13 protein-coding genes, 1 tRNA gene and 1 pseudogene are annotated in these 15409 nt (G+C 71.8%); 10 read left to right on the forward strand and 5 right to left on the reverse strand.

Annotated elements, in window-relative coordinates:
• Nucleotides 1-45: 45 nt before the first annotated feature.
• Nucleotides 46-1662: a PP2C family protein-serine/threonine phosphatase gene (locus AC061S_RS21910; RefSeq protein ID WP_478687646.1), complete on the reverse strand. Its 1617-nt coding sequence runs from the start codon at nucleotides 1660-1662 to the stop codon at nucleotides 46-48.
• 407 nt (nucleotides 1663-2069) lie between these two features.
• Here AC061S_RS21910 and AC061S_RS21915 point away from each other — a divergent pair, with 407 nt between their 5' ends.
• Together AC061S_RS21915 and AC061S_RS21920 are read left to right on the forward strand one after the other, a co-directional pair.
• Nucleotides 2070-2768: a bifunctional DNA primase/polymerase gene (locus AC061S_RS21915; RefSeq protein ID WP_478687647.1), complete on the forward strand. Its 699-nt coding sequence runs from the start codon at nucleotides 2070-2072 to the stop codon at nucleotides 2766-2768.
• Nucleotides 2769-2890: 122 nt separating this feature from the next.
• A complete protein-coding gene (locus tag AC061S_RS21920; protein WP_478687648.1) occupies nucleotides 2891-3541 on the forward strand; it encodes a hypothetical protein in 651 nt (216 codons plus the stop codon).
• Nucleotides 3542-3794: 253 nt separating this feature from the next.
• Here AC061S_RS21920 and AC061S_RS21925 read toward each other — a convergent pair whose 3' ends face one another.
• The 3 genes and pseudogenes from AC061S_RS21925 to AC061S_RS21935 form a co-directional block, all read right to left on the reverse strand.
• The gene (locus AC061S_RS21925) at nucleotides 3795-4769 is read right to left on the reverse strand and encodes a DUF5926 family protein (RefSeq protein ID WP_478687649.1); all 975 of its coding nucleotides are present in this window, start codon (nucleotides 4767-4769) and stop codon (nucleotides 3795-3797) included.
• A 155-nt stretch (nucleotides 4770-4924) separates the two neighbouring features.
• Nucleotides 4925-5526, reverse strand: a pseudogene (locus AC061S_RS21930) (ATP-binding protein).
• A gap of 85 nt (nucleotides 5527-5611) precedes the next feature.
• Nucleotides 5612-6412, reverse strand: a complete 801-nt coding sequence (locus AC061S_RS21935) for a glycerophosphodiester phosphodiesterase (RefSeq protein ID WP_478687650.1) — start codon at nucleotides 6410-6412, stop codon at nucleotides 5612-5614.
• 237 nt (nucleotides 6413-6649) lie between these two features.
• Here AC061S_RS21935 and AC061S_RS21940 point away from each other — a divergent pair, with 237 nt between their 5' ends.
• From AC061S_RS21940 to AC061S_RS21965, 6 genes are all read left to right on the forward strand, one after another.
• Complete coding sequence (locus AC061S_RS21940) at nucleotides 6650-8242, forward strand: S1C family serine protease (RefSeq protein WP_478687651.1); 1593 nt, start codon at nucleotides 6650-6652, stop codon at nucleotides 8240-8242.
• 104 nt (nucleotides 8243-8346) lie between these two features.
• Nucleotides 8347-9252 (forward strand): LysR family transcriptional regulator, encoded by a 906-nt coding sequence (locus AC061S_RS21945; RefSeq protein ID WP_478687652.1) that lies wholly within the window; start codon nucleotides 8347-8349, stop codon nucleotides 9250-9252.
• A 108-nt stretch (nucleotides 9253-9360) separates the two neighbouring features.
• Nucleotides 9361-9915: a cysteine dioxygenase family protein gene (locus tag AC061S_RS21950; protein WP_478687653.1), complete on the forward strand. Its 555-nt coding sequence runs from the start codon at nucleotides 9361-9363 to the stop codon at nucleotides 9913-9915.
• Nucleotides 9915-10973: a YeiH family protein gene (locus AC061S_RS21955; protein WP_478687654.1), complete on the forward strand. Its 1059-nt coding sequence runs from the start codon at nucleotides 9915-9917 to the stop codon at nucleotides 10971-10973. The genes AC061S_RS21950 and AC061S_RS21955 overlap by 1 nt, the downstream gene beginning before the upstream one ends.
• Nucleotides 10974-11107: 134 nt before the next feature.
• Nucleotides 11108-12061 (forward strand): trypsin-like serine peptidase, encoded by a 954-nt coding sequence (locus AC061S_RS21960; RefSeq protein ID WP_478687655.1) that lies wholly within the window; start codon nucleotides 11108-11110, stop codon nucleotides 12059-12061.
• A 57-nt stretch (nucleotides 12062-12118) separates the two neighbouring features.
• Nucleotides 12119-12203: transfer RNA gene (locus tag AC061S_RS21965), tRNA-Ser, on the forward strand.
• Between the two features lie 91 nt (nucleotides 12204-12294).
• Here AC061S_RS21965 and AC061S_RS21970 read toward each other — a convergent pair.
• Nucleotides 12295-13503 (reverse strand): FAD-dependent monooxygenase, encoded by a 1209-nt coding sequence (locus tag AC061S_RS21970; protein WP_478687656.1) that lies wholly within the window; start codon nucleotides 13501-13503, stop codon nucleotides 12295-12297.
• Nucleotides 13504-13797: 294 nt separating this feature from the next.
• Here AC061S_RS21970 and AC061S_RS21975 point away from each other — a divergent pair, with 294 nt between their 5' ends.
• Together AC061S_RS21975 and AC061S_RS21980 are read left to right on the forward strand one after the other, a co-directional pair.
• The gene (locus tag AC061S_RS21975; protein WP_478687657.1) at nucleotides 13798-14193 is read left to right on the forward strand and encodes a DUF6344 domain-containing protein; all 396 of its coding nucleotides are present in this window, start codon (nucleotides 13798-13800) and stop codon (nucleotides 14191-14193) included.
• Between the two features lie 731 nt (nucleotides 14194-14924).
• Nucleotides 14925-15236: a hypothetical protein gene (locus tag AC061S_RS21980; RefSeq protein ID WP_478687658.1), complete on the forward strand. Its 312-nt coding sequence runs from the start codon at nucleotides 14925-14927 to the stop codon at nucleotides 15234-15236.
• The last annotated feature ends 173 nt before the right edge of the window (nucleotides 15237-15409 follow it).

Here is a 15409-nt window from a genome sequence, read left to right on the forward strand (position 1 = left end):
GGCCACACCGTCACACGCCCCGCCCCTCATCTCCTCGTCTCCTCGTCACTCGAACCGCGCCGCGAGCAGCACGATGTCCTCGGAGGCGTCCGCCGGGGCGGCCGGGCCGTCCCCGTCGCCGTCCGGCAGCACCGTCCGCAGGATGTGGTCGCAGATGGCGGCCGGGTCCTCGCGGGCGCTACGGGGGATCCCCGCGGCGGCGGCGTGCAGCCGCGCGTACGCCCGGTCCATCGGGTCCCCGGTGCGCCGGAGCAGCCCGTCCGTGTACAGCAGCACCGTTTCTCCGGGCGCGGGCTCGATCTCCACGCTCGGAGCCTCCCAGCAGGACAGCATTCCGAGCGGCGCGGAGAGGGTGGTCTCCACGTACTCGGTGCGCCGTTCGCCGATCAGCAGCGGCGGGGTGTGCCCGGCCCCGGCCAGGATGATCTTCCGCCCCCGGCCGCCCGTCGGGCCGCCCGCCTGGCCCCCGGCGGGTTCGCAGTAGGCGAAGAGCGCGGTCGCCGAGCGCGCGGGCTCGGTCAGGCGCAGCAGCAGCTCCAGGTCGGAGAGGACGGCGACGGGGTCCTCGCCCTCCATGACGGCGTACGCCCGCAGCGAGGCGCGCAGCCGCCCCATCGCGGCGACGGCGCTCGGGCCCGAGCCGGTGACGGAGCCGACGGCCAGCCCGAGGGCTCCCTCCGGCAGCGGCAGCGCGTCGTACCAGTCGCCTCCGCCGTGCGGTCCGGTGTGGTGCCGGGCGGCGAGCTGGACCCCGGAGATCCGGGGGAGCCGGCTGGGCAGCAGTTCCTCGGCGACGGTGGCCAGGCTGGAGCGGGCGCGCTCCACCTCCAGCATCCGGGCCAGGTGCTCGGCGGCGTGCCGGACGTACAGCCCGACCAGGTCGCGCTGGCGGTCGCTGGGCTCGGCCTGTTCGTCGTAGAGCCAGACGGCCGCGCCGAGCCGGCCGGTGGCTTCGGCGGTCAGCGGCAGCGCGTAGCTGGCCGCGTAGCCGAGGCGGGCGGCGACCTCGCGGTGGCGGGGGTCGACGGGGGTGGCGTACCCGCCGGCACCGGTGCCGGGGGTGGTGCCGGGCTCCGGCAGGACCTCCGAGCCGCCGTGGGCGTCGGGGAGGCCGTCGAGGATGCGGCCGTACGAGGTGGCGCTGCGCGGCACCGTCTCGATGTGGCCGAGGTCGGCGTGGCCGAGCCCGAGGCCGATCGTGGTGGTGGGGCCGAGCCCGTCGGAGGGCTCCAGGACGATCAGGCCGCGACGGGCGCCGACGAGGGCCGCGCCCGCCCGCAGGAACTCCTGGAGGGAGGTGGTGAGGTTACCGGCGCGGGCGAGCCGCTCGGTGAGCTCGTGGAGGGTGGTGAGGTCGGAGACCATGCCCGCGAGGCGGTCCTGAATGACCGAGCTCGCGGCAGGGCCCTGCGCCGGGGCGTGGGCCGTTCGCGGGGCCGTCGAGGTGGACACGGCCGTGGGCACCGGTGTGGGCGCCACAGTGTGCGGGGACGCTGTGGCGGCTGGATCGATTCCAGCCACTTTCGGCAGATGCGGGGCGCTCATGGCGTCCGCCTTTCCAGCTGGTGCGATTCGCCATATAGCATCGCAAACCCCCAGATCATGCTGCGCCGCTATCAATGAATCCACATCTACACGCACACGAGGAGCGATGTCCAGCATTGCCCAGGTGGGAATCCTGGTGTCCGTGGGACGGCAACTCACTGTCCGGTCAGGGCTAGAACTTGGCCGGAAAAAGCGGGAAGCGGACGGTTTTTGCGGTCGACTGGGCGAGTCAGTCGGCCGGTCCGGGTACGTAATCCGTTGCACCCGGGGAGAGTTGGCGCAGTGCGGTGCCCGCCGGGAACCGCCGGGCACGGCCCGTCGTCCCCATCGACGACAGCCGTCCCCCGCGTGGTCCCGGGTCGCGTACCGCCCCCGACGGACGTTTCATGGACCCGTAAGAAAACTGCACGAACCGTGTGAACCTGCTTCAGGCGGACAGTGACGCGAAACGTGTACGTGTGGTGAAACACCGCTTACATGGTGTGATGTGGCCCTCGACGTTCAACGGAAAGGAACGAGCGCTCATGCGCGAGATCCTCGGAAGGCGTCTCCAGCGGCTCCGTAATCGCTTGCAATCCCTGCGCCCCGCCCCGCCGCAGGGTGATGCGCCGGCTCTCCTCGACGCGGCGCTGACCTGCGCCACCACCTGGCACTGGCCCGTGCTGCCGGGCGTCGGGCGCTCCGGCGCCGACAGCTCCCGGTGCGCCTGCCCCGACCCCGACTGCGTCGTCCCCGGCGCGCACCCCTTCGACCCCGGGCTGCTCGCGGCCACCACCGACCCCCGGATGGTGTCCTGGTGGTGGGCCAACCGGGCGGGCGCCCCGATCCTGCTGGCCACCGGCGGGGGCGCGCCCTGCGCGGTGAGCCTGCCCGCCGCGGCGGCCGCGCGTGCCGTCGTACGCCTGGACACCGAGGGGATGCGGCTCGGGCCGATCGTGGCCACGCCCACGCGGTGGTCGCTGCTCGTGGCGCCGTACTCGCTGGAGCGGCTCGGCGAGATCCTCTACGCCAAGGACTACGTGCCCGCCTCGCTGCGTTTCCACGGCGACGGCGGCTACTTGCTGCTGCCGCCCTCCACCGCGGTCGGCGGCGGCCAGGTGCGGTGGGAGCGCGAGCCGGCGGTGGCCGGGGAGGTCTGGCTGCCGGAGGTGGAGGCGGTCGTGGACGCGCTGGTGGAGGCGAGCAGCGGTGCGTCGGGCGGCGGGAGCCGGCTCGCGTACTGATGTCCGTGTGCTGACGTCCGTGTACTGGAGGATCACTCGTACGGGTGCCAGCGAGACGAGTTTCCAAGGGAATTGGGCGCGGGGATCTCCGTGCCCCATTCCCGCATCGCTATCTTCGGCGAATGAATCTCCGCCTGATCGGTATCGGCGCCGGTGTGTTGATCATCTTGTCGCTCCCGCTGGCGGGGGCGATCGCCGGGCCGGATTTCGCCGGTCAGAGCGATGGAAAGGGCGGCGGGCTGCTCTCCACCTTCGGCCTCGGCCATCCGCCCAAGGGCGGCCCGGGGTCATCGGACTCCGAGGCCGTCGAGAAGTCCGAGGGATCGGCCGATTCGGGCGGTTCGGGAGCGAGTTCCGCCCCCGGCCGGTCCCGTACGCCGGCCCCCGCCGCGGCGCCGGCCCGCCCGGGCCCGGCCGAGCAGCCGCGCACGGACGCCCGCTGCGGACCCGAACTGTCCTCCCCACAGGGGGTGGAGGCGCAGACGTGCGTCCTGTCGGGCGAGGGGCGGACGTGGGGGCGCAGCTACTACCGGAACACCAGCGGCCGCGCGCTCGACGCGGTGCTCACGGTGATGGGTCCGGCGGGGCGCACGGTGCAGATCCGCTGTGCGGTCGGCGCGGGCGACGAACCGGGGCTGTGCGAAACGCCGAGGGAGGAGTCGGCCGGCGCCCCGGAGGATTACTCGGCCGTAGCGGAATTCGCAGTTCCGGATGATGAAGGAGCCTTGCTCCTGCGGTCCGGGAGCAACTCACCGGTACCGGGCGACGGTTGAGCGTCACCGGAAAATCAAGGGCCCGGTCGCTGGCGACGGGGGATGCACCAGCGACCGGGCTACAAGAACGGTAACAAGAGATCGCCTGTTCGCAAATTCGATCTCTGATATTCGGACACCGATTTGCAGGCGATTAGCGGGAGTTGTGATACCGGTCACCGGTGACCGGTCACCGGTGACCCTCCCGAGGCCCTTCTCGAGGCCCTTCCCGCGGCCCCTCGTGGCCGGCCCGCGAACGGGCCCGGCCATCCGTTCAGCTGAGCGTGACCTGGCGGTTGGTGAGGCCGCCGCGGGCGCGGCGCTCCTCCGTGGTCAGCGGAGCGTCCGTCGCGAGGGCCGCGGCGAGCCGCTCGGCGAGCTCGGCCGCGGGCTTCTCCACGTCCTCGGCGGAGACCCCGGTCGGCAGGTCCCAGACGGGGACCATCAGGCCGTGGGCGCGGAAGGAGCCGACCAGCTTGGTGCCCTCGCCGAGCGAGGACGTGCCCGCCGCGGACAGCCGCGCGAGCGCGTCGAGCAGCTTCTCCTCGGGGTGCGGCATGACCCAGCGCAGGTGGTTCTTGTCCGGGGTCTCGCACCAGTAGGCGGCGTCCACGCCGGTCAGCTTGACGGTCGGGATGGCGGCGGCGTTGGCGCGCTCCAGGGAGGCGGCGACCTCCGGGGAGGCGTTCTGGGCGCTCTCCGCTTCCGGAATCCAGAATTCGAACCCGCTGTGGACAACCGGCTCGAAACCGCCGTCCACGGACAGGAGATCCTGAAGTCGCGGACCCTCGGCCGGAACCCGGCGGGCCGCGACGACGGTGCCGGGCTCGGCCACGAGCGCGCGCTCCAGGGTGTCGGCCATGTCCCGGGCGAGGTCGCCGCTGGTCGAGTCGTTCTGCAGGCCGAGCAGGACGGAGCCGTCCTCGCGGCGCAGGGCCGGCGAGGCCAGCGGGAGTACGGTCACCAGAGTGACGGAGGGGACGTCCTCGGGCAGTCCGCCCTTGAGGGTGAGCGGCACGGTGGCGGCGGGGACGAGCTCGCGCAGCGCGACCCAGTCGCACTCGCCGGGCAGGCCCTCGAAAGGCCGGGCCACGTGCTCGGTGACGGCGTGCGCGGCGGCCGCGCCGTGGCAGGCCTTGTAGCGGCGCCCGGATCCGCAGGGGCAGGGCTCGCGAGCGCCCACCACCGGGATCTCCCCGTTGTTGAGCTGCGGCTTTGCGGACTTCGCGGCGGGGCGCTTCTTGGCCATCGTGGGTGTCTCCCGGTTGCGGCGGTACGGCGTAGGTCTGGGCGCGAGCCTAGCCGTTCGTACCGCCACAACCGGTGGGGTGCGGCCGGGAGCACGGTCGGCGTGCGCTCCCGGACGGCCGCCATCCGTCCACCCGCGGTCGAGGACCGGTCGGATCAGGGATCCAGATCGTCGAAGGCCGTACTGAAATCGATCGCCGGGGGTGCAACGCGCGTAGCGAAATCCTCGTGCCGGGGCCCACAGGCAACGATCGCCCAGACGGTGACCTCACCCGCCGCTCCGTCCCGGACACCCCAGTCCTGGGCCAGGGCGCTGATGATGTTCAGCCCCCGCCCGCCCCGTGCGGTGACCGAGGGCTTGGCCGGGATGGGGCGGGTGGGCCCGCCGCCGTCCGTGACCTCGACCGTCAGCCGCCCCGCCTTGTCGACGCGCCACGACGCATGTATCCCGCCGTCGCCGATCTCCCGCGCGCCCAGTGGTCTGCCGTGCCGGCAGGCGTTGCTGAGCAGTTCGGAAAGGATCAGTACGGCGTCATCCACGATCGATTCGGACACTCCGCTGATGCGCAACTGCTCGCGCATCCGGTGCCTCGCCTCGCCCACGCCCGCAGGACCATGGGACACGTCCATGCACGACGACGTGGGCACTTCTTGTGCCACCATCAACGCCACCCCCGGAACCTCCTTAGCCCCACGCATGGTCTGGATGCCCCAATGGCCTGGACCGGAAACCGCCGGACCGGCGCCCTCTGACGCATTCGCGGCGATCGAACGCGGAGTGGATGCGCCGGTGCACACCCCGTAACGGGTGGGTCGCGTGGGACAGGTGCGCAAAGCGGGACGTCAGCGCCCTAGCTGTGACAAAACTTGTCGCGGCCTGTTCGTGATGATCGCTTCCACACCTAGATCAGCGCAGAGCTGAACATCTTCCGGATCGTTCACTGTCCACACGTGAACGGAGTTCCCCGCGGCCTGAAGTTTGCGGATGAAGCCCGGATGGCTGCGCACGATGCGCATCCCCGGCCCGGCGATCCGCACCCCGGCCGGCAGCCGCCCGTCCCGCATCCGGGGCGAGATGAACTGCATCAGGTAGACGGTCGGGACCGTCGGCGCGGCCGCCCGCATCCGGTGCAGGGAGCGCGCGGAGAAGCTCATCACCCGGATCGGGTGCGGCCCCTCGACGGGCGGGGCGTCCAGTGCGAAGCGCTTGAGGAGGAAGAGCAGGCGCTCCTCCACCTGTCCGGCCCATCGGGTCGGGTGCTTCGTCTCGATCGCCAGCTGTACCGGCCGTCCGGCGTCCGCGACCAGCTCCAGCAGCCGCTCCAGGGTGAGCACGGAGGTCCGCTCGGGGTCCGCGTCCCAGTCGGGGGACTCCTCCCGGTCCTTCCACGAGCCGAAGTCGAGGGCGGCGAGATCGGCCAGTTCCAGGGCGGAGACGGCGCCGCGGCCGTTGGAGGTGCGGTTCACCCGCCGGTCGTGGACCAGGACCAGGTGGCCGTCGGCCGTGAGCCGGACATCGCATTCGAGGGCGTCGGCCCCGTCCTCGATGGCCTTGCGGTAGGCGGCCAGCGTGTGTTCGGGGGCATCCTCCGAGGCGCCGCGGTGGGCGACGACCTGGATGGGGCGCGGCGTTGCGTGGGTCACCGGCTCATGGTGCCACCGAGAGGGGGCCGGGTGTCGGGGAGGGCCCGGCGGGCGCTTCTGGGGATGCGTCCGAAATGCCGGAGATAAAGGATGGGGGGAGACTCACAGGTCCGGCTTACAGTGCTCTGACGGGCCATGGGAAAGGCTTTGCCCAGGAACTTGTACGGCACGTCGAACGTTCTGTCGGACCGATATCGCCCGTATTTCTGAAGCCGTGTGTGACGAGGAGAGAGCGCTGTGAGCACCGAGAACGAGGGCACCGCGGCCCCGACGCCCCCCGCGGCTCCGCCCGCACCCCCGGTGGCCGCGCCCGTCGACGCCGCGCCGGCCGCGCACGCCGCGCCGGCGCCCGTGGAGCCGGTGACGCAGCAGTTGCCGCCGACGCTCGCGCCCGGCACCGAACCGACCCAGCAACTCCCGCAGACCCCGGCGGCGCAGAGCCCGGCGGCGCAGCCCGCGGCGGCCGTCCAGCCTCCGGCCCCGGCCCCGGCCCCGGCCCCGGCTCCCGCGTACGCCGACACCCCGGTCCCGCCGGTCACCCCGGCGTACGCCGACACCCCGGCGTACGCCCCCGCCCCCGCGCCGCAGGCGATGGGCGCAGAGGGCTGGCCTCCCCCGCCGCCCGCGGCCCCCGCGTACGGGGCCGGTGACGGCCAGGGCGGTGGCGGCTGGGGCGTGCCCCTGGCCGCCGACGGCGCACCGCAGCCCAAGCGGAAGGGCAAGGGCGGCCTGATCGCGGGCGTGCTCACGGCGGCGCTCCTCGCGGGCGCCGTCGGCGGCGGCGTCGGCTACTGGGCCGCTGACCGGAGCGCCGACGGCTTCGGCTCGACCACGGTCAGCGCCGGCAACACGCCCAAGGACCTCAAGCGGGATCCGGGCACGGTCGCGGGCCTGGCCGCAGGAGCGCTTCCCAGCGTCGTCACGATCGAGGCCTCGGCCGGCAGCGGCGAGGGCGGCACCGGCACCGGGTTCGTCTACGACCAGCAGGGCCACATCCTCACGAACAACCACGTGGTCGCCTCCGCGGCCAACGGCGGCAAGGTCAGCGCGACCTTCTCCGACGGCAAGAAGTACGAGGCCGAGGTGGTCGGCCGGGCCCAGGGGTACGACGTCGCCGTCCTCAAGCTGAAGAACCCGCCGTCCGGGCTCAAGCCGCTGCCCCTCGGCGACTCGGACAAGGTCGCCGTCGGCGACTCGACCATCGCGATCGGCGCCCCCTTCGGCCTGTCCAACACGGTCACCACCGGCATCGTCAGTGCCAAGAACCGCCCGGTCGCCTCGGGTGACGGCTCCAGCGGCAAGAACTCGTACATGAGCGCCCTCCAGACGGACGCCTCGATCAACCCGGGCAACTCCGGCGGTCCGCTGCTCGACGGCCGCGGCGCGGTCATCGGCATCAACTCCGCGATCCAGTCGGCCGGCAACGGCGGCTTCGGCGGCGGCCAGGCCGGCTCCATCGGCCTCGGATTCGCCATCCCGGTCAACCAGGCGAAGAACGTCGCCGAATCGCTGATCAAGACGGGCAAGCCGGTCTACCCGGTGATCTCGGTCTCCGTGGACCTCGCGGCCAAGACCGATGGCGCGAAGATCTCCGAGACGGGCGCCGCGGCCAGCGAGCTGGTCGACCCGAACGGGCCGGCGGGCAAGGCGGGGCTGAAGCCCGGCGACATCATCACCGAGCTCGGCGGCAAGCCGATCGACAGCGGCCCGACCCTGATCAGCGAGATCTGGACGTACAAGCCGGGTGACACGGTGAAGCTGACCTACCTGCGCGGCGGCAAGCCGACCACGGTGGACATCACGCTCGGCTCGCGGGTCGGCGACAAGTAGCGGCCGGCCGCCCGGCGGCCGGCAGGATCGACTGGCTTGATAGTGAGGGGCCGTAGGCGCGATTGTGCCTGCGGCCCCTCCCAACGTCCGCTTATGCTTCGACCGTGTTCGATTCGCGGCACATACGAACGTTCCACGAGGTGGTCGCCTCGGGGTCCTACTCGGCCGCCGCCAGGGCCCTCGGGTACACACAGCCCGCGATCACCCAGCAGATGAAGGCGCTCGAACGCGCCGTCGGCACCCCGCTGTTCACGCGTGTCGGCCGCCGCATGCAGCTCACCGAGGCCGGGGAGTCCATGTCCCGGCACGCCGAGACCATCCTCGGCAGTCTCTCCGCAGCCGAGGCCCAGCTGAAGGCGTACGCCCGGCTGCGGACCGGCCGCGTCCGGCTGTGCGGCTTCCCCAGCGCCAACGTCACCCTGGTCCCGGAAGCACTGAGCAGCCTGGCCAAGGAGCATCCGGGCATCCAGGTCGAGCTGCTGGAGGGGGAGCCCCCGGACTCCTTGCGCAGGCTGGAGCGGGGCGAGTGCGACATCACCCTCGCCTTCACCTATCCCGGCCTGCACGAAGAGGTGCCGGAGGAGGTCGCCGAGGTCAGGCTCATGGAGGACCAGCTGACGGTGCTGCTGCCGACCGGGCACGCGCTGGCCCGGCGCCGGGCCGTGCACCTCACGGACCTCTCCGAGGAGCGGTGGATCGCCGGCTGCCCGCGCTGCCGGGCGAACCTGCTGCACGAATGCGCGGAGCTCGGCTTCGTCCCCGACATCCGGTTCGCCACTGACGACAACCTGGTGGTCCAGAGCCTGGTCGCACAGGGCCTCGGCGTAGCCATGATGCCCGCGCTGGTGCTGCCCTCGCTCTCGCTGAGCAAGGTGTGCGGGCGGCCCCTGCTGCCGGCCGCCCGCCGTCACATCGCCGCGCACGTGTACCGCGACCATCTGCGGGTCCCGGCGACGGCCGTGGTGCTGGACGCCCTGAAGCAGGCCGCCTCGAACCGCGTGGGCTGCTGAACCGGTCCACTGGAGGATCCGGCTCCGCTCCAACCCATAAGCCGGTCTTGGGATTTCACCTCATAACTGTCGTTGGACGTGATGGGTGGGCTCCTCGACGCTCCCCTTATGACCACCAGCACGCCGGCCCGAACGACCGCGAGGATGGCCGCCCTCGTCAATGAGATACGTACCGTCGTGGACCGGGGACTGGCCCCCGACCTGACCGCCTACCTGGTCGGCGAACGCCTCGCCCCGCACCTGGGGGTGCCAGGTCTGCTCACCGCCGAGCAGCGGGAGGGCCACCCCGACCGCTACCGGCAGCACGTCCTGCACGCGGAACCGGACGGCAGTTTCTCCGTGGTGGCGCTGGTGTGGCTGCCGGGCCAGGAGACGGCCATCCACGACCACGTCTCGTGGTGCGTGGCCGGCGTGCACGAGGGCGAGGAGAGCGAGCTCCGCTACCGCCTGGCCCCCGCCACGGCCACCACCGGCGCCCGGCTGGTGGCGACCGAGCACGTGGTCAACGGCCCCGGTGACGTCTGCGGGTTCGCCCCGCCCGGAGACATCCACAAGGTCCGCAACTCCTGTCGCACCAAGGCGATATCCCTGCACGTGTACGGCGCCGACGTCGTGCGCCTGGGCAGCAGTGTCCGCCGCGTCTACACGCTGCCGACCGACTGATGGCCCTGCTGAACCGCCCGGTGCGCGGGGCGGAATCACCGGATCCGATCGTTGTTTCACGTGAAACATCGTCACCGTGGCCCGGGTTGGGCCTCGCGGCGGCCGGAGTCCTGGTGGCCTGGTGGGCGCACCGGCTGGCACCCTGGGCGCCGATGCTGACGGTGTCGGTGGTGCTCGGCATCGCCGCAGCTCACCTCCCCGGCCTGCGGGGCTTCGTACGGGGCCCCGCGCGCCCGGGCCTCTCCCTGGCCGGTCGGCGCCTGATGCGGATCGGCATTGTCCTGCTGGGCCTCGCCCTGGGCCTGGACGAGGTGCTCCGGCTGGGCTGGGCCACTGTGGCGATGGTGGCCGCGGTGGTGGCGGCGACCTTCCTCGGCACCCTCTGGCTCGGCCGGCGGCTCGGACTCCCCGGGGACCAGCCGCTGCTGATCGCCACCGGGTACTCGATCTGCGGGGCCTCCGCCATCGGCGCCGTCAGCCAGGTGTCCGGCAGCGACGAGGAGGACGTGGCCTCCTCGGTGGCCCTGGTCACCCTGTGCGGCACCCTCGCCATCGCCGTCCTCCCGCTCCTCCAGTCCCCGCTCGGCCTCTCCGACCCGGACTTCGGCCGCTGGGTGGGTGCGAGCGTCCACGACGTCGGCCAGGTGGTGGCGGCCGCCCAGACGGCCGGCCCCGGCGCCCTCGGCGAAGCGGTGCTGGTCAAACTGATGCGCGTGGCGATGCTGGCCCCGCTGGTCGCGGCCGTGGCCTTCTCGGTACGGTCCCGCAGGCGCGGGGTGCGCACGCCCTCGGGCCGCAGGCCGGCGCCGGTGCCGCTGTTCGTGGCGGGGTTCCTCGCGGCGGCCGCGCTGCGCGCCACCGGGGCACTGCCCGACGTAGCGCTGGAATGGGCGCACACCGCCCAGGAACTGCTGCTGGCCGCCGCCCTGTTCGGCCTGGGCGGCGCGGTCCACGTGCCCACCCTGTCCCGTACCGGCGGCCGGGCCGCCCTCTTGGGCCTCGCGGCCTGGGTGGTGGTGGCCGGAGCCTCATACGCGGGGGTTCTTCTCACCACCTAGCCGGAGTTGGCCATTTCCTGGCCGGAACCGACCGAACGTTCCGACTGGTGCCTGACATCTCGCTCCCGGCGTGCCACTCTGCCCCCGATCCGCACCGACAGCTCTTCATCCGGACACGGCAGAAGGAGTCATGCGTGAATCGCCATCGGACAGCCATATCGGTCCTCCTCGCGACGGGGTCCCTGCTCGCGGGCGCGTTGACGGCGGCCTCCCCCTCGGCCGCCGCGCAGCGCCCCGCCCCGGGCGCCTGGACGGCCGAGCGGATGAGGGCCGCCACCCCGCTGGACATCACGGCCGCCCCGGGCACGGCCGCCCGTACGGCGCCCACCACCGCGGAGCGCCCCACGACGATCGCCCCGACCCCCGCGAGCGCCTCCCCCACGGTGTCCGCCGTCTCCCCCGCGGCCTTCCCGCAGCCGGGCGGTGCCTGGACATCCGGCGGCGCGGTGGTCAAAACCTCGGGCCGGGTGTTCTTCACCTTCAACGGGAAGAGCGCCTCCTGCTCGGGCGACTCGGTCACCAGCGCCAACGGCAGCACGGTGATCACCGCCGGCCACTGCGTGAAGTACCAGGGCGCCTGGCACACCGACTGGATCTTCGTCCCGGGATACGACAACGGGAACGCGCCCTACGGGCAGTGGACGGCCACCAAGACCTTCGCGACGGACCAGTGGGTGGCGAGCGAGGACATGAACATGGACGTCGGCCTGGCGGTCGTCGCCCCGCTGAACGGCCGGACGCTCAGCCAGGTCGTCGGAGCCCAGGGCATCGTGTTCAACGGCGGCTACAACAAGAAGATGTACGCCTTCGGCTTCCCGGCGGCGGCCCCGTACGACGGCAGCAAGCTCGTGTACTGCAGCGGCAACACCGGCAAGGACTTCCTGCTGACCAAGGACCACAGCATGCCGTGCAACATGACCGGCGGCTCCAGCGGCGGCCCCTGGTTCCAGGACTTCAACGAGGCGACGGGCCTGGGCACCCAGGTCTCGGTGAACAGCTTCGGCTACACCTTCCTGCCGAACCGGATGTACGGCCCGTACTTCGGCAACGAGGCGAAGGCGGCCTACGACAAGGCCCAGACCGCCTGACCCCCCGAGAATCCCCAGCGCCGCCCACCCCCACCGCCCGGTACTCTGTACCCGCCAGGTGGGTTGCCCGAGCGGCCTAAGGGAACGGTCTTGAAAACCGTCGTGGCGCGAGTCACCGTGGGTTCAAATCCCACACCCACCGCACCAGGCAGGGCCGAGGCCCCGCCCGGAAGGGGTGCCACCGATCAGGTGGCACCCCTTCCGCGTTCGGCCCGCCTCACGTGCGCACGCGGTCAGTAGTCCTTGAGGGTGATGGAGTTCGCGGCCTTCTGGATGGGCTCCATGACCTTGGCCATCATTCGCTCCTTGCCCGGCAGGCGGCCCAGGAGGGAGAGGATCGTCAGCTGGATCGAGATCTGGCGCTTGGTCCGCATGACCATGTGCTTGATGTTCGAGGGGCCGAGCTTCTGGTTCTCCTCCGCGAAGCGGCGCATCTCGCGTTCGTACCCCGCGAAGCCGGTGCCGTGGTCGCCGTCGGCCGCCGCGAGCTCGCCCGCCAGGACGTAGGCGCCGACCAGGGCCAGACTCGTGCCCTGGCCGGAGGCGGGCGAGGCGCAGTACGCGGAGTCGCCCACCAGGACGGTGCGGCCCTTGGACCAGCGGTCCAGGTGGGTCTGGCTGAGGGAGTCGAAGTAGAAGTCCGGGGCCTCGTCGAGTGCCGCGAGGAGCCGGGGCACCTCCCAGGACTCGCCCGCGTACGCCTCCGCCAGCAGCTTCTTCTGCTGGGAGACGTCGTGGCGGTCGTACTCCAGCGGCCCCGAGGCGAAGAGGAACATCGCCTTCGCGCCGGTGTCCTTGGCCGTGCTGTACGTCAGGGCCGTGCGCAGGGGGGAGACGTAGGTGAGCTCCCAGCGGTCGAGGTCGAGGTGGTTGGGGACGCTGTAGATCGAGACGTAGTAGCCGAGGTCCCGGATGAAGCGCTCCTCGGGGCCGAAGACCAGGGCACGGGTGTTGGAGTGCAGCCCGTCGGCGCCGACGACCAGGTCGAAGACGCGGCGCGCACCGCTGTCGAACACCACCTCGATGCCGTCCGCGGTCTCCGCGGCGGAGGCGATGGAGTCGCCGAAGAGGTACTCGACGCCGTCGTCGCCGTCGACGGAGAGGTCGTAGAGGATCCGGTTGAGGTCACCGCGCAGGATCTCCGCGTCGTGGCCCGCGCGGCCGCCGAAGGTGTCGCCGTCCATGGTCGCCACCCGCTTGCCCGCCGCGTTGACGATGGAGCCGCCCCGGACGTCGGTCCGCTGGGCGCGGACCGCGTCGAGGACCCCGGCGCGGGAGACCACGTCGAGCGCGGCACCCCGGATGTCTATTTTGTAGCCGCCCTCGCGGAGGGCGGAGGCGCGCTCGACCACGGTCGGCCGGAAGCCGTGGTGGCGCAGCCAGTAGGCCAAGGCGGTGCCCGCGATGCCGGCACCCGATATCAGTACGTTTCGGTTCTGCATGGAAACCTGGTCCCCCGACCATGAGAAGAAGATCCGCCGCGCCGTGGGTGAGCATGCTGGGCGGGCTGAGTGGATGTCAACATCCGCCCAGAGGTGGGGAGATGGTGATCTTCTGGCGGAGTTCCGGCCTGGCGGCGCATAAGGATCCAGAGAGGCCGAATTATGTGATTAGCCCCTTTGGGTGGTGTTTGTCGGAAGATCGGCGCGGGGCGTGGAGGCGCTCCGCTTGCGCCCGCATCATGACGAATGTATTCAGATCCGCCCGTCAGAACATCGCGAAATGAGGGACCCGTCATGGCTCACCGCAGCACCATCACGTCGATCTGGACCACCGTCCTCGCGGCCCTCGTGGCCCTCCTCGCCTCCCTCGGCTTCGGCGGCAAGGTCGCCCAGGCCGCCGCCACCCCGCTCTCCTCCTCCCCCGCCGCCCCCGCGGCCGTCGCGGCGAACCGGCCGGCCTTCATGGCGCGGCGGACCTGGCGGGCGATGATGCGCGGCGGTTCGCTCCCGCCCACCATCAAGCAGCGCATCCGCGCCGAGGCCCACGGCAAGAGCCCGTCCGTTCGCCGCTCGACCACCGCCCTGGCCGCCGGCTCCGAGCCCGGTGTGGACGACAGCGTCCGTAGCGCCGCGATCACCGCAGCGGTCCGCGTCGGAGCCGCTCGCCGGGAGATGGCGCTCGCCGCGTAGCGCGCGGCACGGAGTGCGCATACCGCGCAGACGCAGGACCCGTTGACCACGAGACCCGTTAGTCGCAGGACCCGTTAATCGCAGGACGCAGTGCGCGCAGGTGCAAGGTGTAGGGCCCAGTGCGCGGCGCCCAGTACGCAGGACACGGCAGCACGCAGTACTCGTACCAGTGCCATACCCGGCACCCCCAGCAGGCCGCAGCGCGCAGGATCGGCGCAGGACCACCGCAGGAGCAAGGCAGCAGAACACGAGAGCAACGCAGCGCAGGCGCTGGAGCCCGGTCGGTCGGTGTGGGTAGGCCGCGACCGCGGATCGCGCCGTGAAGCTGCCCCGGAGCGGGGCACGGCGGAATGGCCCCGGCGAGCGCCGGGGGCGTGCAGGGGGCGTGAAGCTTGGCAGCGCAGGGCCGCAGGCCCGGGAGACGGTGGGGTTCCCGGACGACGCGGCCCTTTTCGGCATGTCCGGGGCCGGCCGGTTTGGCGGAACGGTTCGCCCCTTGCGTGGCAGGGGTTTTAGCGGGTCGCGCGGCGTTGGCCTGGGGCGTCGGGGGCGCGAAGGGGGTTTATCCGATGTTGGTCATGCTTGCGGGGGAATCGAGGGCTCCAGGGTGGTTCGCCGGGGATTCGGTGGGCAACTCTGGTCTCGCGACGTCGTCACCACACGGAACGACCGAGGCGGTCGGCCAACTGCCTTGGAGTACACCCCACTTCGGTTTTCTGGAGGATAAAGACATGGCAAGCATCCGTACCGCCCGCGTCATCGCCGCCGTCGCCGCTCTCCCCCTCGCCGTCGCCCTCTTCGGCGGGGTGGCATCGGCCGACAACGGCTCCTTCGCGAACGACGGATCGAATGCGAGCGTCGCCAGCATCATCGGCAGCGGCGTGGGTGGCAACAACCACGGCAACTCCTCCACCTCGCAGCAGGTGGCCACCGGGTCCGGCGCGTCCAACCAGAACAACACCGCGCAGGTCAACGGCTCGGCCTTCACTGCGATCGATCAGCACAACTCCAACGTCTCGGTGAACTTCTACCCCTGGTGGTAGCCGCGGCCTGAGCTGCACCGACTGTTGAGGGCGCCTGCGCGACCGGACCGGCTGGGGTCCGGTAGTGCGGGCGCCCTCGGGCGTTCTCCGTGCTCCGTCACAGCGTCCCGGCCTTGACATCCACCTGGAATCTGACGGACAGTCAGCTCCACTTGATGATGTGATGCCGGGAG

It is taken from the genome of Streptomyces sp. CA189 (assembly GCF_056428985.1).